Genomic DNA, 22,971 nt, shown 5'->3' on the forward strand with positions numbered 1-22,971 from the left:
TGCAGCAGCAGGGTAGGCGATGAGCAGCGTCGGCGCCGCCTTTCGGCTCGCACGGGCCGGCTGGGTGCTGGTTCGCGAAGGCGTGATCGCAGCATTGCCGGGCGACGAACTCGGCGGCCTGCCGAAATTCGGCTGGCGCATGGCCCGGCTCTTCACCCGCCGCCGCGCACTCGCTTATGAGCGCAGCGACCGGCTGGCCAAGGCGGTGGTCCGGCTCGGACCCTCCTACGTCAAGCTCGGCCAGTTCTTGGCGACGCGGCCCGATGTCGTCGGCAACGACATGGCGCTCGACCTCGCCATGCTGCAGGACAAGATGCACACTTTTTCGCAGGCGGAAGCGGTGGCGGCGATCGAGGGCTCGCTCGGGCGCAAGATCGGCGAACTCTATACGCAGTTCGGCGGGCCGGTCGCGGCGGCCTCCATCGCCCAGGTCCATCCCGCGCAGGCCATGCATGACGGTGTCGATACCAAGGTGGCGGTGAAGGTGATCCGGCCTGGCGTGCGCCGCCGCTTCTTTCAGGATCTCGAAAGCTATTTCCTCGCCGCCCGGCTGCAGGAGAAATACATCCCGTCGTCGCGCCGGCTGCGGCCGGTCGAGGTGACCGAGACGCTGGCGCAGACCACCAAGATCGAGATGGATCTTCGCCTCGAGGCGGCCGCACTTTCGGAGCTGGGCGAAAACACCAAGGACGATCCGGGCTTCCGCGTGCCGTCGGTCGACTGGGAGCGCACCGGGCGCGATGTGCTGACCATGGAATGGGTCGACGGCGTCAAGATGAACGACATCGCCGGCCTCGCTGCGGCGGGGCACGATCTGAAGGCGATCGCCACCAACCTGATCCAGTCGTTCCTGCGTCACACGCTGCGGGACGGCTTCTTCCATGCCGACATGCATCCAGGCAATCTGTTCGTCGAGGCCAATGGCAATATCGTCGCCGTCGATCTCGGCATTGCCGGACGGCTCGGCAAGAAGGAGCGCCGGTTCCTCGCCGAAATCCTCTACGGCTTCATCACCCGCGACTATTTGCGCGTCGCCGAGGTGCATTTCGAGGCCGGCTACGTGCCGCGCCAGCACAATGTCGCGGCTTTCGCGCAGGCGATCCGCGCCATCGGCGAGCCGATCCACGGCCAGCCGGCTGAAACCATCTCGATGGCGAAGCTTCTCACGCTGCTGTTCGAGGTCACCGAACTGTTCGATATGGCCACGCGGTCGGAACTGATCCTGTTGCAGAAGACCATGGTGGTGGTCGAAGGCGTCGCACGCACGCTCGACCCGGCCTTCAACATGTGGAAGACGGCCGAGCCGGTGGTCGGCCAGTGGATCGCCGGCAATCTCGGGCCGAGCGGCCTGCTGATGGACGCGCGCGACGGCGCCAAGGCGCTGCTGGCGCTGGCCCGCCAGGCGCCGGACCTTGCCGCTCGCACCGAGCGGCTGTCACGCGAGATCGATTTTATGGCGGAGCACGGCCTGCGCTTCGACGAGGCGACATCGCGCGCCATCGGCAAGGCCGAAGCCCGCTACACCCGCTCCGGCCGGATGGCGCTGTGGGTCATCGCGCTGACGCTGGTGTATATCGCGTGGAAGCTGCTCTGATCGCTTGCAACGCTAGCAACTGTGGTGCTAGCGTTGCAGTCGCGCTATTGATGTCGCGGAGCAAGTCATGGGCACCATTACTGTCCGCAATCTAGCTGACGACGTGAAGCAGAAATTGCGTGAGCGCGCTGCGGCGCGCGGGGTGTCGATGGAGGAAGAGGCGCGTGATGCGCTTGCAAAGAGCGTGCTGTCGGCGGGAGCCCGCATGCCCGAGAGCGAAACCCTCTATGCAACAATCCGCCGCTTGGTTGAGCCTCATGGAGGTTTTGACATCGATCTGCCCCAGCGAGGTCAATCCACAAATACGCACAAAACCCTCGATGGCAAGCACATCCTGCTGATCATTTGCGGCGGCATCGCCGCCTACAAGGCGCTCGACCTGATCCGCCGGCTGCGCGAGCGCGGTGCTGGCGTGCGCGTGGTGATGACATCGGCCGCCCAGAAATTCGTCACCACGCTATCGGTTGGGGCGCTTTCGGCGGACCATGTCTTCACCGAGCTGTTCGACCGCAATGACGAGCACGATGTCGGCCATATCCGCCTGTCGCGCGAGGCCGACCTCTTGGTGGTGGCGCCGGCCACCGCCGACCTGATGGCCAAGCTCGCCAACGGCCATGCCAACGATCTGGCCTCGACGGTGCTGCTCGCCACCGACAAGAAGGTGCTGATGGCGCCGGCGATGAATCCTAAAATGTGGTCGCATGCCGCGACGCGTCGCAACCGGGCGACGCTCGCCAAGGACGGCATCGCCTTTGTCGGCCCGGCCAAGGGCGAGATGGCCGAGAGCAACGAGGCGGGCGAAGGCCGCATGGCCGAGCCGCTGGAGATCGTTGCAGTGATCGAGGCACTGCTCGACAGCAGGCCGAAGCCGCTGGCCGGCCGCAGGATCATCGTCACGTCGGGGCCGACGCATGAGCCGATCGACCCGGTGCGCTACATCGCCAACCGCTCTTCGGGCAAGCAGGGCCATGCGATTGCGGCGGCGCTGGCGAGACTGGGCGCGGATGTACGCCTGGTCTCCGGTCCGGTCGGCATTGCCGATCCGGCAGGCGTTGTGACGACACATGTCGAGACCGCGGCCGAGATGAAAGCGGCCGTCGAACAGTTGTTGCCGGCGGACGCCGCGGTCTTCGTAGCTGCCGTCGCGGACTGGCGCACCGCTGGCACGGCCGGCGAGAAGATCAAGAAGGTGGCGGGCCAGGGCCCACCGGCGCTGCAAATGGTCGAAAACCCGGACATTCTCGCCAGTGTTGGTCATCACGGGCAACGGCCGGGGCTGGTTGTCGGCTTCGCCGCCGAGACGCAGGACCTGATTGCCAATGCCGAGGCCAAGCTGAAGAAGAAGGGCGCCGATTTCATTGTCGCCAACGATGTCTCGCATGAAAGCGGCGTCGGCCCCACCGGCGTCATGGGCGGCGACCGCAACAAGGTGCGCATCGTCTCGAAGGACGGCGTCGAGGAATGGCCTGAGATGGGCAAGGACGAGGTGGCGGCGCGGCTCGCCGCGCTCATCGCCGAGCGTTTGCAAGCCTGAGCGGCCGCCGTTCCGCAATCGGGCAGGCCATGGTCTTGCAGGCAGCCTTGTGGCCGAGGGCATTTGACGCCGACAGCGCCGGCGGAATGCTGTCGCCAAATTCTCGATCCGCCGTGCCCTCAGCCTGTCGCCAATTGCGGCCGGCGTGCCGCCAAAGCCATCTTCAACGCCGCCAGGCAACCCACAATGCCAAGTGGCACGAAGGCCAGGTACAGCCAGCCGGCGACGTGCGCTGCTGCCTCGCGGTTCAGTCCGTCCGAAAAGCCGCTGGCATTGGCGATGATGCCGGCCATGGCGGCGCCCACGGCGTAGCCGATGCGCTGCATGGTCGGGACGGCGGCCGAGGCGATCGTCTGCTCGCCGTCGCGGGCCGAGGCGACGATGATGCGGGTCAGGAAGGGCCATGACACGCCGAAGCCACCGCCTTGCAACAAAGCGCAGAGCAGGATCAGCGGGATCGAGCCGGCGGGGATGGCATAGGCGAAACCGGCGAGGCCGGCTGCAATCATCAGCGCGCCGATGACGAGGATCTGCCGTTCGCGCTGCAGCGGCGCATTGGCGACGGCGATCGACAGGATCGACCAGGCGATCGATTCGGCGGCGATGATGTAGCCTGTGGTCAGGATCGGGATGCCGTGCAGCGTGGTAAGCAGAAGCGGCCCGTAGATGGAAAAAGAGACTGTCGCCACCGAGAAGGCGGCAACCATGGTCATGCCGCTGCCGACCGGCGAGCGCCATGAGAACAGGCCCGACGGGAACAGTCGCGATTGCGGCTTCATGGCGTCGACGAAAACGAACAGCGCCAGGCCGGCGAGGCCGATGATCAGCAGCAGCGACGATCGAAGCAAGGCGACGTCGACGCCTGCGGTGGCGATCAGCACGACGGCGATGGCGAGGCAGCCAAGTGCTGCATAGGGGAAGGGCGGCGAGGTGCCGGCGGCGGCTTGCGGCTTCGCCGCTTCCGGCGTGTTCAGGACGATGAAGCTTGCCGATGCCATGGCGATGCCACCCAGCACGAAGACGCCGAAGGCCCAGCGCCAGGACAGGAGCTCGACCATGATCGCGCCGAGCATCGGGCCGCTGAACGCGGCGACGCCCCAGATCGCCGACATTATGCCGAACAGCTGTGGCCAGATGTTGCGGTTAAACAGCCGCTCGACCGAGACGAAGGCCAGCGACACCAGCGCACCGCCGCCGAGCCCCTCGACCAGACGGCCGGCAAGAAACACCGGCATGGACGGCGCGGTGGCGCAGATCAGGGCGCCCACGGCATAGAGCAGGGCGGCGACCGTGACGTTGGAGCGTAGAGCGACATAGCTGACCAGCCGCCCGGCCGCTGCGCCGGCGACAATGGCGCCGAGCTCGTAGACGGCCAGCGACCAGCCGACGAACTGCACACCGGCGAGGTCCCCGACCATGGCCGGCATGACCGTCGCCACCATCGTCTCGTTGGTGGCGTGCAGCAGGATGCCGAGGCTGATGAAGCAGAAGCGCGCGAGGTCGCCGCTTGCCCACAATGCCCGCCAGTCGACCTTGTTGCTGGTGATTTCAGTCATTCTTTTACCCTGCCTTTGCATATCTCGATGCCGGCGCATGGCGCCAGAAGCCAGTGGGGGCTTTCCGGCGGGGCCATGCGCGCTGTTTCAGTCAGGCGAGTTGTAAAACCTCAAGCGCAGTTGAGCTCAAGTGGCTTTTTATCGAAGTGCAAACGGTCGAGATTGGCCGGAAGCCTCTCCGCTTGATGCGCCGGTCAGTTCTCAATGCTGCGCAGCTGAAACCGGCTGACGCCGATCGCGATGTTGATACCGGTCTGCGTCTGCAGGCTGAGCGGCTGCAGGGTGAAGGCCTGCGAGGAGCCGCCGACCAGGAGATTGGCGCCGGCGCCGACCGCAGCGGTCACTTCGGCGCTGGCGCCGATATAGTCGCCGGCCAGCGCGCCGGGCGCATAGATGTTCCTCAGCGGCGTCAGCACCAGCCATTGCATGACGGTCTGCTTGGTGGTGCCGATGTCGAGCCCATATTTGTTGACGGCGCCGAAATAGGCTTCCGGCGAAAAGCTCTTGTCGGCCGGCGTGAAGGTGCAGCTCAGATCCTTGCTGGAGCCGAAAACGAAGCCGGTGCCGCCGCCGATGGCGCAATCGAGCACACCGAGTTCGATGCCCTGGTCTTGCGCTTGGGCCTGGGCGGTACAGATGATGGTGATAGCGGCGGCGATGGCTGGTTTCAGCACGGCGGATCCCCCAAAAAGCATACGGCGCGAAACAGTAACCTGTTCCGCGCCGCGCGTAGAGGGATCAGTCGATCCTTATTTGCCGACGCTTATTTGAACGAGTGGATCAGCTCCAGGGAGGTCACGGCGACCGCTACATTGACGCCGGTCTGCGCCTGGACGCTGAGCGGCTCCAGCACAAAGGCGCCGTCGAGCCCGCCGACCAGCAGATTGGCGCCGCCGCCGGTCACCACGCTCGCCTCGGCGTTGACGCCGTAATAATGGCCGGCAAGGTCGCCCTCGTCATGGCCGCGGGTGGCGGCCAGAACCGCCCACACCAGCTGGCCCTGATGCGTCTGGCCGAGATCGACCCCGAGCTTGGAGATCATCCCCGTGTATTTCTCGGACGGCCCATGGTGATAAGGGCGGAACGTGCAGTCGACGCCCTTGTTCGACGTGATGACGTAACCGACGCCGCCGTCGATGGTGCAATCGAGCGTGCCGAGCTGAAGCTTGCCGGCGCTGGCGGGAACGGCAAGCAGCGTCGTGGCAAGTGCCGCGGCACAGATGATTTTCTTGATCATGGGTCAGTCCTTTCGAAAATGCCTTCAACAACGGTTGAATGGCCCGGAGCGTTCCGCTGAAAACTTGGCGCGATCAAGGCAGGGGTTAACGCTTTGCCCCGGTGGTTAAGATTGGGTGATAGTGGGGTTTTCTGGACACGCATCCCTAGCGGAAGCGCTCTGCGCTTTCCCGGGGAGAAACCGCTCACGCGGCGCACCGCATCAGGAATGGAACGTTGTTATAAAAGGCCGCGGATGGCGGCGCGCCGGCCGCATCTCAGCCGGCGGTGGCGCCCGATGTGCGCGACAGGCCGTCCTTGGCCGGCTGGTAGGTCGGGTCGAGATGGACGGCTTCGCGGTAGGCCTTCGAGGCCTTGACCTTGTCGCCGCGGCGCTCGTAGATCAGCGCCTGGTTGGACCAGGCTTCGGCGTTCTTGCCGTCGAGTTTGATGGCCATGTTGAAGTCGGAGAAGGCGTTGTCCTCGTCATTCATGGCGAGATAGGAGAGGCCGCGGCCGTTGTAGGGTTCGGCGGCGTCCGGCGCCAGCGAGATGGCGGTCGAGAAATCCTCGATGGCAAACTTGTGCTGGCCCTGGCTTTGATAGATCAGGCCGCGATTGTGGTAGGCGCGGGCATCCGTGGTGTCGAGCTGGATCGCCTTCTGGAAATCGTTGAAGGCCTGCTGGGTCTGGCCTGCCTTGCGATAAAGGTTGCCGCGGCCGATATAGGCGGCGTCATAATTTGCATTGATCTGGATCGAGCGGTTGTAGTCGGCAAGGGCGGCCGCCTGGTTGCCGAGGAAGCGCTGGATCAGCGCTCGGTTCGAATAGGCTTGGTAGAAATTCGGGTTGAGCTGGATGGCGGTGTCGAAATCCTTCAGCGCCGCCTGATACTGGCCGCCACGGCCATAGGCCGAGCCGCGCACATTGTAGCCTTCCGGATCCTGCGGATTGCGCTGGATCACCGCCGACAGCGAGGAGATGTTCTCGCTCGAGCCTTGCGCCTTGTCGATGTTGTTGAATTCGCCGGTCGGAACGCTCTGGCAACCGGCCAGCACCAGGCCGGACATCAGGGCTGCCGCCAGGGCCAAACCGCGCATTGTGGTTCTGCGCTCTACGCCGATTGCGTTCATGTCTGCCCTGTCCTCACTTCAGCCGCGCCGTCCAGGTCCCCCTCCGGGCCGGGTCACAGATTGTCGTAACAAAATCTAGAACGCCGTTTGCGCGTTCAAGGGAACGGCCTCTAACAGAATGGCGGCGCTCCAAACAAAAAGGTGGCGGCGATTCCGCATCGCGCCACCTCAGAGTATCCTTCGAAAAGGACGAAAAATTGGCGTCAGAACCGCGGTGGACGCGGAGCACCACCAGGACCACCGGCGGCGCCGGCAGCAACCGGGCGCGGCGTCATCGGCAGCAGGCCTTCGCGCTGGGCGCGCTTGCGGGCCAGCTTGCGGGCGCGGCGAACGGCTTCGGCCTTTTCACGGGCGCGCTTCTCGGAAGGCTTCTCGTAATGGCCGCGCATCTTCATTTCGCGGAAAATGCCTTCGCGCTGCATCTTCTTCTTGAGAGCGCGAAGCGCCTGATCAACGTTATTGTCGCGGACGAGTACCTGCACGGGCAATCCTGTCTTTCCGGTTTGATATCAACAGGCAAGTGGCCATAGCCACATGCCTCCGCGGCGCTTTACACCACGAATTGTGGCGGCTGATAGCAGAATCAGGCCGCGCTGTCCACACTGGAAATGAAGGACAACCGCCAATTTGCCACGGCAGCCCCGAGATAGGGCGCCAACTAGGCGCTGGCCAGATGGAGCCGTGCGAAATCCTCGAAGAATTCGCCGTAATCGCAGGTAATTTCCTCACCGGCTGATATATCTCGGGTGGCCGTGGCGCCGCCATATTGCGAAAAATCCGTGTTCGGCCGCTCGGCGTGGTTCATGAAGCGGCCATTATCGACTTCATAGACCATGAAGCCGGGACGGTCGGGGCTCGGATAGGCATAGCGGTCGAGCAATTCCTTGAGGTGCGGCGGCGCCGCCTCGTATTTGTCCATCGGGATCAGCCGGTCGAAATCCGGATCGAGCCGCCATATCGAGGCGCCCTTCCTGATCGGCTCGGCGGCGAACACGCCGACGCCTTCGATTGCGCTCTGGGCGACATAGGTCCTGATCAGCAGCATGTCCGTCCTCCTCACCCGAAACCGAATCGCCAAATCGCGTGGAAAAAGCAAGTCCGGTTTCGGGTTCTATGGCTGATCGGCGCGGGCGATGACCCGCGAAATGCTTCACGTCCGGGTGATCGAGACGCCGCCATCGGCAAACAGCGCCGATCCTGTGGTGAAGCTCGACGCATCCGATGCCAGGAAGAGCGCAGCGCGGGCGATCTCTTCAGGCACAGCGACACGTTTCAAGGCATGCAGGTTTTCCACGAAAGCGCGTGATTCCGGCGTCTTGAATGTTGCCGACGGGGTGTCGGTGCCACCCGGCATCAGCGCGTTGACCCGCACGCCCCTGGGGCCGTATTCGGCGGCCAGTACCTGCGTCAGGCCGATCAGTCCGGCCTTGCTCGCGGCATAGCTGGTCATGCCCGGCATGCCGACTGTGTGACCGACGAAGGTCGAGGTGAAGATCAGCGATCCGCCGCCGCGTTCGACCATCGCCGGCACCTGGTATTTCGCGCCGAGAAAGGCGCTGGTCAGATTGGCGTCGAGCGTCTCGCGCCATCCGTCCAGCGACAGTTCCGAAATCGGACCCATCGTTCCGACGGAGCCGACATTGTTGAAGGCGATATCGAGCCCGCCGAATTTTTCGACGGCGAGATCGACGAGGGCTTTTGCATAGGCTTCGTCGCGGACATCGCCGGCAAGCGCGACTGCCGTGCCGTCGGCGTCCTCGATTTCGACGACCAGCGCATCGAGTTCGGCCTGGCGGCGGGCGGCGATGACGACCCTGGCGCCTTCTTCGGCGAAGAGTTTTGCGGTGGCGCGGCCGATGCCGGAACTGGCGCCGGTGACGATGGCGGCTTTATTGGCGAGTGCGAACATTTTCTTACATCCTTTCATCGCGCCGGCTGTGCCGGCAACCGGGATGTTGATCGCAGTTCGAGACGGTGCTAGCCACCCGATACGTGCTCGACTTGCTGAATGGCTTCGCAGCGGCACAAGCGCCGCGCGCCGGACTATTGCTTCAGCAGCCAGCCGAGGCGATCGAGCGAAAATGCGTAGCTGATGGCGATGAGCAGCGTGATGACAACGCCCGTAGTCGTGTGACCGGCGGCATAGAATCCGGCTGCACCGCCAAACAGGATGGCCAGTTCAAGCACCAGCCTGACTGCGCCTGGTACAGGAACCGGCGCGCGTCCGGACCGGCTCGGATCGCCGCGCACCGCGAAGGTTCCCCACAGCGCAGCTGCAATGAACGGCAAGGCCAAGGCGAGGACCCAGCGCCACCATCCGCCGGAGAGGCTCCAGCCGGCAAAGCCGAGGCCAAGCAAGGCGGCAAGTTCCAGCAGGAAACGCAAGGTCAGATTCCACCAGGCGTTGCCCATATACGTCCTCCAGAGTCTCGCGATCGCCAGTGTGTCCGAACGCAGCCATGCCTGCCAGCCCGGGCAGGTCTTTTCCACCGCGGCGCAAAACGGCAAGCGCCGTCGCAAACAGCGCAAGGGTGGAAGCGCCGTTTCGCTAGTGATACACCTCGCGCGCCGGGGCTGCGTAAAATACCCCACCGCCATTTGCGAGGCTGGAACGTTGAAAAAATATTCGGTATTCGCCATCGCCCGCGAGGCCATGCGCGGCCACAAGGGCTGGGAGGAACAATGGTCCTCGCCGGAACCGAAGAAGGAATATGACGTCATCATCGTCGGCGCCGGCGGTCATGGCCTGGCCACCGCTTACTATCTCGCCACCGTGCACGGCATCACCAATGTCGCGGTGCTGGAAAAGGGCTGGCTAGGCGGCGGCAACACCGGGCGCAACACCACCATCATCCGCTCCAACTATCTCTATGACGAGAGCGCCGGCATTTACGACCATGCGCTGAAGCTGTGGGATGGGCTCTCCCAGGAACTCAACTACAACGTCATGTATTCGGCGCGCGGCGTCATGATGCTGGCGCACAATGTGCACGACATCCAGGTGCTGAAGCGCCATGTCCATGCCAACCGTCTCAACGGCATCGACAATGAATGGCTGACGCCTGAGCAGGCGAAGGAATTCTGCCCGCCGCTCAACATTTCCAGGCAGGCGCGCTATCCCGTTGTCGGCGCCGCCTTGCAGCGGCGAGGCGGCACGGCGCGTCACGATGCGGTGGCCTGGGGCTATGCGCGCGGCGCTTCGGCGCGCGGCGTGCACATCATCCAGAATTGCGAGGTCACCGGCGTCAAGCGGGCGGCCAATGGCGCGGTCATGGGCGTCGACACGACGCGCGGCTTCATCGGCGCCAAGAAGGTCGGCGTGGTGGCTGCAGGCCACTCCTCGGTGATCATGAACATGGCCGGCGTGCGCATGCCGCTGGAAAGCTATCCCCTGCAGGCGTTGGTGTCGGAGCCGGTCAAGCCGGTGGTGCCGTGCGTGGTTATGTCGAACACGGTGCACGCTTATATCTCGCAGTCCGACAAGGGCGAGCTGGTGATCGGCGCCGGCACCGACCAGTATGTCTCCTATTCGCAGACCGGCGGCCTGCATATCCTGCAGCACACGCTCGACGCCATCTGCGAGATGTTCCCGATCTTCACCCGCATGAAGATGCTGCGCTCGTGGGGCGGCATCGTCGACGTGACGCCCGACCGTTCGCCGATCCTGGCCAAGACGCCGGTGCCCGGCCTTTACGTCAATTGCGGCTGGGGCACGGGCGGCTTCAAGGCAACGCCCGGCTCAGGCCATGTCTTTGCCCACACGATTGCCAAGGACGATCCGCATCCTATCAACGCGCCCTTCACCATCGAGCGCTTCCGCACCGGTCGCCTCATCGACGAGGCAGCGGCGGCGGCGGTGGCGCACTGATGATGGTGGAGTTGGCTGTAGCGGTGCCGCTGGTGCTGGCGGGGGAGCAGGACCTGTTCCACTTTCCGTCACCGGACGAAGTGCGGACGCAGCCGATCAGCCGCGCCGGCAACGAAGCCAATTGGCCGTTTTCGATCGACGCCGGCATTCTGGGATGCGTGTGGAGTGGTGGCCAGAAGGTGGTCATCTTCATGGAGAACAGGCCCTCCGATCTCGGCGAGGACGACACATTCGAGCCGCGCAGCGTCATCGTGACGACCGATCCGTTTCAGCTCACGATCGGCAACATGGCGTATCGCGAGCTGTTTCGCCCCGCCGCAAGTGTAGAGGAGCGCATTCGGCTCGTCGCGCCTTTTGCGGCGATGGGCCAGAGGCTTTGCAACCAACCGGCCGGCGCGCATGTCGGCCACGGCGAATTGTAGGAACGAACGATAATGCTTCTCATCCGCTGCCCCTATTGCGAGGAAGAGCGCCCGGAGCTCGAGTTCCGTAACGCCGGCGAGGCGCATATTGCGCGTTCGGCCAACATGGCGGGCGAGAGCGACGACGATTTTGAAAAGTTCTTCTTCATCCGCTCGAACCCCAAGGGCATCATCTATGAGCGCTGGCGCCACATCCATGGCTGCGCACGCTTCTTCAATGCGGTGCGCGACACCGTCACCGACAAGTTCGTCATGACTTACAAAGCCGGCGAGCCGAAACCGTCCAAGCTGCCCAAAAACTCCAACGAAATGGCTTCCAAATGAGCGGCGCGTTCCGCATTCCGAGCGCCGGCCGTCTCAGCCAGGCCAAGACCGCGCGGTTCTCTTTCGACGGCCAGTCTTACACCGGCATCGAAGGCGACACGCTGGCCTCGGCGCTGCTTGCCAATGGCGTGCATTTGGTGGGACGTTCGTTCAAGTATCACCGTCCGCGCGGCTTCCTGTCGGCCGGAGCGGAAGAGCCCAACGCGCTGGTCGAGGTCAAGCGCGACGCGGCACGCAAGGCGCCCAACATCCGCGCCACGGTGCAGGAGCTCTATGACGGGCTGGTCGCGCAGTCGCAGAACCGCTGGCCTTCGCTGGCCTTCGATGTCGGCGCGGTCAACGACATTGCATCGCCGCTGTTTTCGGCCGGCTTCTACTACAAGACCTTCATGTGGCCGAAGGCAGCCTGGAAGAGCCTCTACGAGCCGAAGATCCGCGCCGCGGCCGGCCTCGGCGTTTCGCCTGACAAGCCAGATCCCGACCATTATTCGTCGCGCTATGCGCATTGCGACGTGCTGGTGCTAGGCGGCGGTGCGGCCGGCATTGCGGCAGCGCTCGCCGCTGCCGAAACCGGCGCGCGTGTCATCCTCGCCGATGAACAGGCCAGCTTCGGCGGCAGCCTGCGCTTCGAGAGCGGGGCGAAGATCGACGGCCAGGACGGCTATGCCTGGGCGCAAGGCGCGGTGGCCAAGCTCACCGCCATGGACAATGTCCGCGTTTTGTCGCGGACGACGGCGTTCGGCTACTACGCGCAGAATTTCGTCGGCCTGGTCGAGCGGGTCAGCGACCATCTGCAGAACCCCGGCCGCGATCTGCCGCGCGAAAGGCTGTGGCAGGTCCGCGCCAAGCGCGTGGTGCTGGCGACCGGCGCCATCGAACGCCATATGGTGTTTGCCGACAATGACCGGCCCGGCATCATGCTGGCCTCGGCGGCGCGGACTTATCTCAACCAGTACGGTGTCGCGGTCGGCAAAAATGTCGGCGTCTACACCGCAAATGACTCGGCCTACTCCGCCGCGATCGACCTGAAGAAGGCCGGCGTCAACGTGGCGGCGATCGTCGACCTGCGCGACCATCCGACCGGACCTGTGATCGACGAGGCGAGGGCGCTCGGGATCGAGGTCAATTTCGGCCGCGCGGTGATCCGCGCCGGCGGCAAGTTGCGCGTGACCTCGATGACGGTGCAGCCGAAGAATGGGGGCGGCGAGCGCACCATTCCGGTCGACGCCATCCTGATGTCGGCCGGCTGGACGCCGTCGGTGCATCTGTTCTCACAGTCGCGCGGCAAGGTCGCCTTCAATGACGAGACCAAGCGCTTCGTGCCGGGCATCTATGCGCAGGACTGCGTTTCGGTCGGCGCCTGCAACGGTACGGATGGGCTCTCGGCGTCGATCGATGAGGCCTATGCGGCCGGCGCAAAGGCGGCGAAGGATGCGGGCGGCAAAGTGGCCAAGGGCGTAAAGCCGAAGGTCGACGCGTCGGAAAGCTGGTCGCGCGGCATGCTGGGCGCGGCGCCCGGCGCCGGGCCGGACAAGACGGTCAAGGCCTTCGTCGATTTCCAGAACGACGTCACCGCCAAGGACATCCGCCAGGCGGTGCATGAAGGCATGCGCTCGATCGAGCACGTCAAGCGCTTCACCACCAACGGCATGGCGACCGACCAGGGCAAGACCTCCAACATGCACGGCCTGGCGATTGCCGCTGAGACGCTTGGCAAGCCGATCCCCGAGGTCGGGCTGACCACGTTCCGCGCACCCTATACGCCTGTTACTTTCGGCGCGATCGTCAGCCATTCGCGCGGTGCGCTGTTCGACCCTACACGCAAGACCGCGATCCATCCCTGGGCGGAAGCTCAAGGCGCGGTGTTCGAGGATGTCGGGCAGTGGAAGCGCGCCTGGTATTTCCCCAAACCCGGCGAGGACATGCACAAGGCGGTCGACCGCGAATGCGTCGTGGTGCGCAGCAATGCCGGCCTGTTCGACGCCTCGACGCTGGGCAAGATCGAAGTGGTCGGGCCGGATGCGGCCAGGTTCATGGAACTGCTCTACACCAATCCGTGGGAGAAGCTTGAGCCCGGCCGCTGCCGCTATGGCATCATGCTGCGCGAGGATGGTTTCATCTATGATGACGGCGTCGTCGGCAGGCTGGCGCCGGACCGTTTTCATGTGACGACCACGACGGGTGGCGCGCCGCGCGTCATGAACCATATGGAGGACTATCTCCAGACCGAGTTCCCGCATCTGAATGTCTGGCTGACCTCGATAACCGAGCAATGGGCGGTCATCGCCGTGCAGGGGCCGAAGTCGCGAGACATCATTGCACCGCTGGTCGAAGGCGTCGACATGTCGGACGAGGCGCTGCCGCATATGTCGGTGCGCGAAGGCAAGATCTGCGGCGTGCCGACACGGCTGTTTCGCATGTCGTTCACCGGCGAGCGCGGCTTCGAGGTCAATGTGCCGGCAGACTACGGCCAGGCCGTCTGGGAAGCGCTGTGGGCCGAAGGCCAAAAGCATGGCGCTACTGCCTACGGCACCGAGGCCATGCACGTGCTGCGCGCCGAAAAGGGCTACATCATCGTCGGCCAGGACACGGATGGTACGGTGACGCCGAACGATGCCGGGCTCGACTGGGCGGTCGGCAAGAAGAAGACCGATTTCGTCGGCATCCGCGGCCTGACGCGGCCCGATCTGGTCGCCAAGGGCCGCAAGCAGCTGGTCGGCTTGAAGACCAAGGACCCGAAAGTGGTGCTTGAGGAAGGCGCGCAGATCGTCGCTGACCCGAAGCAGGCGATCCCGATGAAGATGATCGGTCACGTCACATCCAGCTACTGGTCGGAAAATTGCGGTCGCTCGATCGCGCTGGCGCTGGTTGCCGGCGGCCGCGACCGGATGGGCGACACGCTCTATGTGCCGATGCCGAACGGGGTGATCGAAGTGGAGGTTACCGGCATGGTGTTCTTCGACGAGACGGGAGGGCGCCTCAATGGCTAAGGCTGCTGCAAAGAAGACGGCCCCAGCTGCAGCGCCGTCGGTCGAGCGCCGCCCGGCCCTGGCTGGACGCGTCCTTTCCGCAACGGATGTCAAGGTCGAGGTGCTGCCGCCGGCGGAGCGCATGTCGCTGCGCGCGCCGCAGGCTTCCGTCGCCGCGCTATCGAAGGCGCTCGGGCTGACCTTGCCGAAGCAGCCGAAGACCTCGGCGGCCAAGGGTGGCCGCACGGCGCTGTGGCTCGGACCGGACGAATGGTTTGTGATCGACGAAGCCGGCAAGGATCCGCTGGCCGATTGTGCTGGGGTTGCCGCATTGCATTCGGCGGTCGGCATCTCGCACCGCAACGTCGCCTTCGCCGTCACCGGCCCGGCGGCGGCCGCCGCGATCAATGCAGGCTGCCCGCAGGATTTGTCGCTCGAGGCTTTTCCGGTGCGCGCGGCGTCGCGCACCATTCTCGGCAAGTGCGAAATCCTGCTGCTGCGCACGGCAGCCGATGCCTTCCGGGTCGAGTGCTGGCGTTCCTTCTCGGACTATGTCTTTACTTTCCTGTCGGAAGCAGCCAGCGACGCGGCGGCGTAGGAACGTTTGACGGGTCAAGCCGTTCTGCTTCCCCCATCAGGGAGAACATACGATGCCGTCGAAAGCGCCGCCGAAGTCAGCTGGCAAGACGTCCGCCGTGCGCTCACTCGAACATGAGCAGCATCACGAGGTGACTGCCGAAGAGGAACTCGAGGAAGGCCTCGAGGACACGTTTCCGGCCAGCGATCCGGTGTCGATCACCTCGACGGCCATCCCAGGCGCGCCGGCAAGACCCGGCAAGGCCAAGACGGTGCCGATTCGCAAACCGCGCAAGAAATAACCGTTCGGCTACGCCAGGTTTGAACTCGGAGAAGCCCAGCTTGCGCTGAGAAAATGGGGGCGCTGAGGAAAAAACGGGCGGCCGGGATTATCCTGCCGCCCTTAAATTAGTCGTTGTGCTGTTCGGTGGTCGAGCTCGATCAACTTAGAACGTGCTCGGCACGATCCATGGGTTGATCTCGATGCCGAGACGCGGGCTCTTGGCCTTGACGTCGGACTTTTCGACCGAGCCGGTCACGGCGCAATCGAGCTTGGCATTGGTCGTGGTGTCGACGCAGGTGGCGGCCTGCTTGGTCGAGTGTGTGTTGTTGGCGGCGAAAGCCGAGCCGGAGAGAGCCAGCACGGTGGCTAGGGCGAGAAGGGTCTTGTTCATGTCAGTCTCCATCGGTTAAACTTTTTTCGTACATGTACGATACAACGTACACATACGTCCACCGAGATGGGTTTTCAAGTCGGAAAACGTACGCGTACGACAAATCTTTTTGAATGCCGAAAATTGCGGCGCACTGACACAGCCGAAGCTGTCAGGCCGGACGTTGAATTGGAGGGGCGGGGATGCTCAGCAGTCGACCGGGGTCTCGGTCAGCGGCGGCACATTCTGGGTGCTGAGCGTGGCGAGTGTGAAATCGCACATCCGCGTCACGAAAGCCTGTGGATCGCCGAAGGGGTAGAACGGGAACGTGATCAAAAGCGAGATGGTGCCGTGGCCGACTGCCCAAAGCATGGTGGCGATGGCGCGCGGATCGCCCTGCAGCTTGCCTGCAGCAACGCAGGCCTCGACCCTGGATATCAGCGCTTTCATCGCCGGGTTGGCCTCTTCCATGTCCTCATAGCTTCTGCCTTCCGGCAGCTTGGTCTTTTCGGTCATGAACACGGTGCGGTATTCGTTGGGATTGCCGAGCCCGAAGGCAGAATATTCGGTCATCACCGCACGCAAAGCCTCGATCGGATCGTCGGAAGGGTGCTCCTCGATGCGGCGGGCAAGTGTTTCGAAGGCATCCTCGGCCAGCGCAAACAGGATGTCTTGCTTGTCGGCGAAGTAGGAATAGACCGACATCGGAGCATAGCCGACCCGCTTGGCCAACTTCCGGATGGTCAGGCCTTCATAGCCCTCTTCCTTGACGAGCTTGTGGGCTGCGTCGAGCAGTTCGGAACGCAGTTCGGCCTTTTGTTTCTCGCGGCGTTTCTGGACGCTCAGTGGCAAGATCCGGTGCCTTTGGTTGGTTGTGCATGACTAAATATATACGCTGTACGGAAACGGGCAAGGGCGCTGTCAGGGACATCAAAAAGCGACCTCAAGCTTTCTCTCGAACAGTCGTGCCCGTCTGGTCCATTTCGCCGGCATCTATGTCACAGCATGTGTAACCTGGGCGCACGCAGGCAACATCGGACTGTTACAAACAAAGCCTATTTGGCGGCTCTGCAAGAAATTTCGGTTTTCGGGGGCCTCTATGGCTGCGATAGAGCTTTCGTCCGGGCTGCCGGGCGCACATCCACTTTCTCATGGCGCAAGGCTGGCGCTCAGGCGAGTCGTGATAGTCGCATGGCTGGCGATCGCAATCGGCTTCGCCATGGAAGCGCTTATTCTGACTGCCGGATTTGCGGCAGGTTCGCACCCGGCCCCGACCCAGGTTCTGATAGACTTGGCGCAAGGCGTGACCTGGTCATTCTTCGTCTGCGCCGGCGTCAGCCTCGGCACGGCGATCACCAAGGTGCGAGCCTCGCTTGGCGGCCTTATCGCCATGATCTCGGGGCCGCTGGCCATGGGCATCGCCAAAGGTACGCAAAAGGTGATGGTGAGCGCGCTTGATGTATCGGCAAAGCCCGTGATCCTGTCGCTCACCACGCTCGGTATGTTGCGGGCGATCGAGTATGGCTTGCTGGGCTGGATGCTGGCTTCGCTGGCATCCAAGGAAGAACCTCGCTCGCTGCATTTCATGCTGGCGGGTGCCTTGGCCGGCGCGGTGTTCGGCGGCGGGATCACGGCGCTGACGATCGAGACCGCCGCAGCCAAGGACATTGCGCTGGCATTGCCGCAGGCTGTCGCCACCGGCCTCATTGAGATCGTGTTTCCGATCGGATGCTCGCTGGTCGTCTACATCGCCCTGCAAGTCAGCCGGCACATGAAGTTCATTTCCAGCGATGCGCGCTAGAGCAGGATGATTTCAGGTCGAATTGACCTGAAATCTGAATCCGGGTCTAATCAAATTGATAGAGCATGATGTCGTCCGAAAACCGCTTCACACTTTCGGCATCATGCTTTTTCTACAGACGGTGATCGGTTTGCGTCCTGTTTCCAGGCCGGTTGCCACCGCCTCCGTGTGGGCTTGCTCCCCGGTCGGGGAACGGAACTGATCCGATCTGTCATCAAATCGCGCCGACCACACTATCTCATTGTCGAGTCAGGTTCGGTCGATCAGCTTGGCGGCAAGGTGCGACAGCAGCTTCACCGCTTGACCATAGGTCTTGGCCTTTTCGGGGTTGGAGGCGTTGCCGTCCAGCGCCCGCTTGTAGACGCCCTGGCAGATGGCAGCCAAACGGAAGAAGGAGAAGGCGAGGAAGAAGCTCCAATTGTCGATGCCGCCCAGCCCGCGCCGCCGGCAATAGGCGGCGACGTACGCGTCCTCGGAAGGAAGGCCGAGGGCGGCGCGGTCGACGCCGCCAAGACCGCGAAAGCCCGAGGCGTGCGGCAGGCGCCATTGCATGCATTGATAGGCGATGTCGGCGAAGGGATCGCCGAGTGTCGACAGTTCCCAGTCGAGCACGGCCAGCACTTTCGGCTCATTGTGCGCGAAGATCATGTTGTCCAGCCGGTAGTCGCCATGCACGAGAGATTTTCGGCCGTCATCGGCCGGCATATGCGTCTCCAGCCACGCGATCAGCAGGTCCATGTCGGCGACCGTGCCGGTCTCCGAGGCGCGGTACTGGCTGGTCCAGCGTGCCAGCTGGCGTTCGAAGTAATTGCCGGGTTTGCCGAAATCGCCGAGCCCGACCGCCTCGACATCGACGTCGTGCAGGGCGGCCAGGGTGGCGTTCATGGCATCGTAGAGGGCGGCGCGCTCATCGTTGCCAGCGGCCTCCGGCACTGCCGGATCCCAGAAGATGCGGCCGTCGAGAAAATCCATGACGTAGAACATGCGGCCGATCGGCGTCGCCTCCGCCGACAGATGCAGCATCGCCGGCACCGGCACGGCGGTGCCGGCCAGCGCCTTCATGACCGTGAATTCGCGGTCGACCTGATGCGCCGATTTCAGCAACTGGCCCGGCGGCTTGGCGCGCAGGACATAGCGGCCGCTGGCCGCGGTCAGCAGATAGGTCGGGTTCGACTGGCCGGATTTGAATTTTTCGATGGAATGAAGCCCGGCAAAACCCGGGATGTGCGCCTCGAGATAGGGCGCTAGTGCCGTCTGGTCCAGCGCGTTGGCGTCGCCGCTCATGCGGTCTCCGGCTCACGCTCGATCAGCGTCAGCGTCAGCCAGCGCGCCGTCAGCGCCGGCTTCTTCGAGCCTTCGATCTCGATGGTCACGTCATGCGCCGTCTGCACCCAGCCCGACGGCCTGACCTTGACGTCGGCCAGCACGAAGCGGGTGCGGATGCGCGCGCCGGTCTTCACCGGCGCCAGGAAGCGCAGCGAATCGAAACCGTGGTTGACGCCCATCTTGCCCTTTTCCAGCGGCGGCATGGTCTCGAAGGTCATCGCCGAGAGCAGCGACAACGACAGGAAGCCATGCGCGATGGTGCCGCCGAACGGCGTCTCGTTTTTGGCCCGCTCGGGGTCGCAATGGATGAACTGGTGGTCGTCGGTGGCGTCGGCGAACTGGTCGATCATGGTCTGTGTGACCTCGCGCCATGGCGAGACGCCGACTTCCTTGCCGACGCTGGCCAGAAGCACATCGAGACTGATCGGTTCCACTGCGGTGTCCTCCCCTCGCCGCCGACCGCGGCTCATTCCTTGAACAGTGTCAGCCCATGCTGCACCGACTGCCCGCCGTCGATCGGCAGGATGGCGCCGGTGACATAGGAACCGGCACGGCTGCACAAATAGAGCGTTGCGCCGCCGATGTCATCCGCCACGCCGATACGGCCGATGGGGACATGGCTGCCGACATGTCTGGCCTTTTCGTCGGTGCCCGTGGCAAAGGCGGTCATCCGGCTCTGGAAGGGACCGGGCGCGAAGGCGTTGACGGTGATGCGCCGCGCCGCGAGTTCGATCGCCAGCGTGCGCGTCAGGTGGTGAACGGCGCCCTTGGACGCGGTATAGGAATAGGCGTCGTCGGCCAGCGGCTGCGTGCCCATCACCGAGCCCAGATTGATGACGCGGGCCGGATCGGCATCGCTGGCCGCGGCTTCCAGCAGCGGCAGCAATTCGCGCGTCAGATGAAAGACGGCGGTGACGTTGACGGCGAACACCTTGGCCCAGCCGCTATAGGGAAAATCCTCCAGCGAGGCGCCCCAGGATATGCCGGCATTGTTGACGAGGATGTGCAGCTTCTCGGTGCGCGCCTTGACCTCGCTGACCAGCGCGGCAATGCCTGCTTCGCTCGAGACGTCACCGGCGAAGCCTTCGGCACTGCCGGAGCCGCCGAGCCCCTTCAACTCAGCGGCGACCTTGATGCAATCCTCGCCCTTGCGCGAGGCGATCATCACGGTAGCGCCGGCTTGGACCAAAGCGGTCGCCACCATGCGGCCGATGCCGGTCGCGGCTCCCGTCACCAGCGCTGTCTTGCCGGCGACTGAGAACAGTTCTTCCAGATAGCTCATCGCAATTCCTCCGCGCCTCTCTGCTCACGGTCTGGGGCGAAAGGGCTCGCGTTGACAAGGCTACCCGAAGTACGGTCATCCTTGCCACGGGTAAAGTGCCCCAGATGCGTGAAAGGGTTGGAGACCGATGGCGGACATGAATCTCGGCATGACCGAGCGGCTGAAGCCGATCCACGCCCGCGTCGCCACCATGGTGCGCGATGAGATCATGCCGCTCGATCATGAGTTTTTGAGCGAGGTCGGCAAGGGCGGCGACCGCTGGGTCTACACCGCGCGGCAGACCGAGATCCTCGAAGGGTTGAAGAAGACGGCCAAGGAGCGCGGTCTGTGGAATTTCTGGCTGACCGGGTCCGAGCGCGGCTACGGGCTCTCGACCGTTGAATATGCCTATCTCGCCGAGGAGATGGGCAAGGCGCATCTCGGCGCCGAGACCTTCAACTGCTCGGCGCCCGACACCGGCAATATGGAGGTGCTGGAGCGCTATGGCTCGGAGGATCACAAGCAGGCATGGCTGGCGCCGCTGCTCGAGGGGAAAATGCGCTCGGCCTATCTGATGACCGAGCCGGACGTCGCTTCCTCCGACGCCACCAACATCGCCATGCGCTGCGAAAGGCAAGGCGACGACTATCTACTCAACGGCGAGAAATGGTGGGCGTCGGGGGCCGGGGACCCGCGCTGCGCCATCTACATTGTCATGGTTCGCACCGGCGGCGAAGCCGATCCGCAGCACCGCCGCCACTCAATGATCCTGGTGCCGTCCGGCACCAAGGGCGTGACCAAGCTGCGGCCGATGCAGGTCTATGGCAACGACGACGCGCCGCATGGCCACATGCATCTTCGCTTCGACAATGTGCGGGTGCCGGCCGGAAACCTGATCCTCGGCGAGGGCAGGGGGTTCGAGATCGCCCAGGGGCGGCTTGGCCCCGGCCGCATCCACCATTGCATGCGCGCCATCGGCCAGGCCGAAATGGCGCTGGAGCTGCTGTGCCAGCGCTCGGTGCGCCGCGAGGCCTTCGGCCAGCCCTTGGCCAAGCTTGGCGCCAATTTCGACATCATCGCCGAATGCCGCATGGAGATCGAGATGGCGCGGCTGCTCTGCCTCAAGGCGGCGTGGATGATCGACCAGGGCGATGCGCGCGCAGCCGCGCCCTGGATCAGCCAGATCAAGGTCATCGCACCGCGCGTCGCGCTCAAGGTCACCGACGAGGCCGTGCAGATCTTCGGGGCGCAAGGCATCAGCCAGGACACGCCGCTGGCACGCTCATGGACGCATCTGCGAACCCTGCGCCTCGCCGACGGGCCGGACGCCGTGCACCGCCGGCAGGTGGCGCGTACGGAGCTCAGGAAATACACGCAGGAAAAGGTCTGAGCGGATGAAGGCCATTATCGCCCGCGATTTCGCGCCGCTCGACCAGCTCGTCCATGCCGACAATCTGAAGGAACTGGTCGGCTGGCATCTCCCCGGCAAGGTTCGGCCGGTCATCGAAGGCACTTATCCGCTGGCCGATGCCGCCGCCGTGGTGACGCGCGTGCTTGGCCGTGGCGCATCCGGCAAGCTCATCCTCAAACTGTAAGGAGCCCCGCCATGGCGATCCCCTCAGACATGAAAGCACTGCTGCTGACCGGCGACGGCTACACCAGGACGCCCTCCGGCAGTGCGCTGGAGGCGATGGAGCCGTATCTCAAGCTTGGCAGCATCGGCGTGCCGACGCCCGGACCGAGCCAGGTTCTGATCAAGGTCAGGCTCGCCTCGATCAACCCGTCCGACGTCATGTTCATCAAGGGCCAGTACGGTCAGCCGCGCGCCAAGGGCCAGCCGGCCGGCTTCGAGGGTGTCGGCACGGTCGTTGCCAGCGGCGACGAGCCCTATGCGAAAAGCCTGATCGGCAAGCGCATCGCCTTCACCACCGGCGTCACCAATTGGGGCGCGTGGGCGGACTATGCAGTTGCCGAAGCTGCCGGCTGCATTCCGCTGCTCGACACGGTCCGCGACGAGGATGGCGCGGCGATGATCGTCAACCCGCTCACGGCGCTCGCCATGTTCGACATCGTCAAGGAGACGGGCGAAAAAGCCTTCATTATGACCGCCGGCGCCAGCCAGCTTTGCAAGCTGATCGCGGGTCTCGCCAAGGAGGCTGGGTTCCGGCCGATCGTCATCGTGCGCCGCGACGAGCAGATTCCGCTGTTGAAGGAGATCGGGGCGGCCCATGTGCTCAACGAGAAGGCGCCGGATTTCAAGGCAGCACTACGCGATGTGGTCAAGGCCGAGCAGCCGCGCATCTTACTCGATGCGGTGACCGGGCCGCTGGCCTCGGCGATCTTCGACGCCATGCCGAAGCGCTCGCGCTGGATCATCTATGGGCGGCTCGATCCGGACCCCACTGTCATCCGAGAGCCCGGCCAGATGATCTTCCAACACAAGCACATTGAAGGCTTCTGGCTGGTCGAATGGATGCGCCACTTCCGCGACAAGCGCGGCCCGGCGATCATGGAAGCACAGAAGCGCTTTTCGGATGGGCGCTGGTCGACCGACGTGACGGCGGTGCTACCGCTGGATGAGGCGATGGCGAAGGTCCCGGCGGAGCTGGCCAAGCCGAACGGGAAGGTGTTTATCAGGCCGTGACTTTCTACCCTCCCCCTTGTGGGGAGGGTCGACGAAGAGCAATTTTGCTCTTTCGTCGGGGTGGGGGTCTTGGCTCCTACCTCTGTTATTCGCGG

Annotated in this window: 25 protein-coding genes; 12 read left to right on the top strand and 13 right to left on the bottom strand. The window is 64.0% G+C overall.

Annotation, left to right across the window (positions count from 1 at the left end):
• The first annotated feature begins 19 nt into the window (after nucleotides 1–19).
• Nucleotides 20–1,594, top strand: a complete 1,575-nt coding sequence (gene ubiB, locus NKI31_RS03695) for a 2-polyprenylphenol 6-hydroxylase (RefSeq protein ID WP_023683189.1) — start codon at nucleotides 20–22, stop codon at nucleotides 1,592–1,594.
• Between the two features lie 67 nt (nucleotides 1,595–1,661).
• Nucleotides 1,662–3,128: a bifunctional phosphopantothenoylcysteine decarboxylase/phosphopantothenate--cysteine ligase CoaBC gene (coaBC, locus tag NKI31_RS03700; protein ID WP_352650488.1), complete on the top strand. Its 1,467-nt coding sequence runs from the start codon at nucleotides 1,662–1,664 to the stop codon at nucleotides 3,126–3,128.
• Between the two features lie 119 nt (nucleotides 3,129–3,247).
• Here the strand turns inward: coaBC and NKI31_RS03705 are convergent, their stop codons facing one another.
• From NKI31_RS03705 to NKI31_RS03740, 8 genes are all read right to left on the bottom strand, one after another.
• Nucleotides 3,248–4,684, bottom strand: coding sequence for an MFS transporter (locus NKI31_RS03705; protein ID WP_352650490.1), 1,437 nt, complete (start codon nucleotides 4,682–4,684; stop codon nucleotides 3,248–3,250).
• Between the two features lie 194 nt (nucleotides 4,685–4,878).
• Nucleotides 4,879–5,358, bottom strand: coding sequence for a DUF992 domain-containing protein (locus NKI31_RS03710; protein ID WP_352650492.1), 480 nt, complete (start codon nucleotides 5,356–5,358; stop codon nucleotides 4,879–4,881).
• Nucleotides 5,359–5,447: 89 nt separating this feature from the next.
• Nucleotides 5,448–5,921 (bottom strand): DUF992 domain-containing protein, encoded by a 474-nt coding sequence (locus NKI31_RS03715; protein WP_023671136.1) that lies wholly within the window; start codon nucleotides 5,919–5,921, stop codon nucleotides 5,448–5,450.
• A 256-nt stretch (nucleotides 5,922–6,177) separates the two neighbouring features.
• The gene (locus NKI31_RS03720) at nucleotides 6,178–7,032 is read right to left on the bottom strand and encodes a tetratricopeptide repeat protein (RefSeq protein WP_023714058.1); all 855 of its coding nucleotides are present in this window, start codon (nucleotides 7,030–7,032) and stop codon (nucleotides 6,178–6,180) included.
• A 203-nt stretch (nucleotides 7,033–7,235) separates the two neighbouring features.
• The gene (rpsU, locus tag NKI31_RS03725) at nucleotides 7,236–7,514 is read right to left on the bottom strand and encodes a 30S ribosomal protein S21 (protein WP_023671138.1); all 279 of its coding nucleotides are present in this window, start codon (nucleotides 7,512–7,514) and stop codon (nucleotides 7,236–7,238) included.
• Between the two features lie 176 nt (nucleotides 7,515–7,690).
• The gene (locus tag NKI31_RS03730) at nucleotides 7,691–8,077 is read right to left on the bottom strand and encodes an SET domain-containing protein (protein WP_023671139.1); all 387 of its coding nucleotides are present in this window, start codon (nucleotides 8,075–8,077) and stop codon (nucleotides 7,691–7,693) included.
• A gap of 105 nt (nucleotides 8,078–8,182) precedes the next feature.
• Nucleotides 8,183–8,941: an SDR family oxidoreductase gene (locus NKI31_RS03735; protein ID WP_023704048.1), complete on the bottom strand. Its 759-nt coding sequence runs from the start codon at nucleotides 8,939–8,941 to the stop codon at nucleotides 8,183–8,185.
• Between the two features lie 134 nt (nucleotides 8,942–9,075).
• Nucleotides 9,076–9,444, bottom strand: a complete 369-nt coding sequence (locus NKI31_RS03740; RefSeq protein WP_023683195.1) for a YrdB family protein — start codon at nucleotides 9,442–9,444, stop codon at nucleotides 9,076–9,078.
• 202 nt (nucleotides 9,445–9,646) lie between these two features.
• Between NKI31_RS03740 and NKI31_RS03745 the strand changes: the two genes are divergently transcribed.
• The 6 genes from NKI31_RS03745 to NKI31_RS03770 are packed head-to-tail and all read left to right on the top strand — an operon-like array spanning nucleotide 9,647 to nucleotide 15,493.
• Complete coding sequence (locus tag NKI31_RS03745; RefSeq protein ID WP_023683196.1) at nucleotides 9,647–10,900, top strand: sarcosine oxidase subunit beta; 1,254 nt, start codon at nucleotides 9,647–9,649, stop codon at nucleotides 10,898–10,900.
• Nucleotides 10,900–11,322, top strand: coding sequence for a hypothetical protein (locus NKI31_RS03750; RefSeq protein WP_023671143.1), 423 nt, complete (start codon nucleotides 10,900–10,902; stop codon nucleotides 11,320–11,322). The genes NKI31_RS03745 and NKI31_RS03750 overlap by 1 nt, the downstream gene beginning before the upstream one ends.
• Nucleotides 11,323–11,334: 12 nt before the next feature.
• Nucleotides 11,335–11,646, top strand: coding sequence for a sarcosine oxidase subunit delta (locus NKI31_RS03755; protein WP_023683197.1), 312 nt, complete (start codon nucleotides 11,335–11,337; stop codon nucleotides 11,644–11,646).
• Nucleotides 11,643–14,636, top strand: coding sequence for a sarcosine oxidase subunit alpha (locus NKI31_RS03760; protein WP_352650495.1), 2,994 nt, complete (start codon nucleotides 11,643–11,645; stop codon nucleotides 14,634–14,636). Before NKI31_RS03755 ends, NKI31_RS03760 begins: the two co-directional genes overlap by 4 nt.
• Nucleotides 14,629–15,213, top strand: coding sequence for a sarcosine oxidase subunit gamma (locus NKI31_RS03765; RefSeq protein ID WP_352650497.1), 585 nt, complete (start codon nucleotides 14,629–14,631; stop codon nucleotides 15,211–15,213). The genes NKI31_RS03760 and NKI31_RS03765 overlap by 8 nt, the downstream gene beginning before the upstream one ends.
• A 52-nt stretch (nucleotides 15,214–15,265) precedes the next feature.
• Complete coding sequence (locus NKI31_RS03770; protein ID WP_352650499.1) at nucleotides 15,266–15,493, top strand: hypothetical protein; 228 nt, start codon at nucleotides 15,266–15,268, stop codon at nucleotides 15,491–15,493.
• Between the two features lie 144 nt (nucleotides 15,494–15,637).
• Here the strand turns inward: NKI31_RS03770 and NKI31_RS03775 are convergent, their stop codons facing one another.
• Nucleotides 15,638–15,865: a hypothetical protein gene (locus tag NKI31_RS03775; protein ID WP_023686456.1), complete on the bottom strand. Its 228-nt coding sequence runs from the start codon at nucleotides 15,863–15,865 to the stop codon at nucleotides 15,638–15,640.
• A 186-nt stretch (nucleotides 15,866–16,051) separates the two neighbouring features.
• Nucleotides 16,052–16,696, bottom strand: coding sequence for a TetR/AcrR family transcriptional regulator (locus NKI31_RS03780; RefSeq protein WP_352560355.1), 645 nt, complete (start codon nucleotides 16,694–16,696; stop codon nucleotides 16,052–16,054).
• A gap of 328 nt (nucleotides 16,697–17,024) precedes the next feature.
• Here NKI31_RS03780 and NKI31_RS03785 point away from each other — a divergent pair, with 328 nt between their 5' ends.
• Nucleotides 17,025–17,645 carry a hypothetical protein gene (locus tag NKI31_RS03785; RefSeq protein WP_023671150.1) on the top strand — a complete coding sequence of 207 codons (621 nt, stop codon included), beginning with the start codon at nucleotides 17,025–17,027 and terminating at the stop codon, nucleotides 17,643–17,645.
• A 249-nt stretch (nucleotides 17,646–17,894) separates the two neighbouring features.
• Here the strand turns inward: NKI31_RS03785 and NKI31_RS03790 are convergent, their stop codons facing one another.
• Genes NKI31_RS03790 through NKI31_RS03800 form a run of 3 tightly spaced genes read right to left on the bottom strand, consistent with a single transcriptional unit; the run spans nucleotide 17,895 to nucleotide 20,253 of the window.
• On the bottom strand, nucleotides 17,895–18,929 hold the full coding sequence (locus tag NKI31_RS03790) for a phosphotransferase family protein (RefSeq protein ID WP_352650502.1): 1,035 nt from the start codon (nucleotides 18,927–18,929) through the stop codon (nucleotides 17,895–17,897).
• A complete protein-coding gene (locus NKI31_RS03795) occupies nucleotides 18,926–19,441 on the bottom strand; it encodes a MaoC family dehydratase (protein WP_280791431.1) in 516 nt (171 codons plus the stop codon). Before NKI31_RS03795 ends, NKI31_RS03790 begins: the two co-directional genes overlap by 4 nt.
• On the bottom strand, nucleotides 19,438–20,253 hold the full coding sequence (locus NKI31_RS03800; protein ID WP_352650504.1) for an SDR family oxidoreductase: 816 nt from the start codon (nucleotides 20,251–20,253) through the stop codon (nucleotides 19,438–19,440). The genes NKI31_RS03795 and NKI31_RS03800 overlap by 4 nt, the downstream gene beginning before the upstream one ends.
• Nucleotides 20,254–20,380: 127 nt before the next feature.
• Between NKI31_RS03800 and NKI31_RS03805 the strand changes: the two genes are divergently transcribed.
• From NKI31_RS03805 to NKI31_RS03815, 3 genes are read left to right on the top strand one after another with little or no spacing between them, the layout of a single operon-like run.
• Nucleotides 20,381–21,622, top strand: coding sequence for an acyl-CoA dehydrogenase family protein (locus tag NKI31_RS03805; RefSeq protein WP_352650506.1), 1,242 nt, complete (start codon nucleotides 20,381–20,383; stop codon nucleotides 21,620–21,622).
• Complete coding sequence (locus NKI31_RS03810; RefSeq protein WP_352650729.1) at nucleotides 21,525–21,827, top strand: zinc-binding dehydrogenase; 303 nt, start codon at nucleotides 21,525–21,527, stop codon at nucleotides 21,825–21,827. The genes NKI31_RS03805 and NKI31_RS03810 overlap by 98 nt, the downstream gene beginning before the upstream one ends.
• 11 nt (nucleotides 21,828–21,838) lie before the next feature.
• Complete coding sequence (locus tag NKI31_RS03815) at nucleotides 21,839–22,876, top strand: zinc-binding dehydrogenase (RefSeq protein WP_352650508.1); 1,038 nt, start codon at nucleotides 21,839–21,841, stop codon at nucleotides 22,874–22,876.
• Nucleotides 22,877–22,971 lie beyond the last annotated feature (95 nt).

The organism is Mesorhizobium sp. M0659 (assembly GCF_040320605.1).
Taxonomy (GTDB): Bacteria; Pseudomonadota; Alphaproteobacteria; order Rhizobiales; family Rhizobiaceae; genus Mesorhizobium.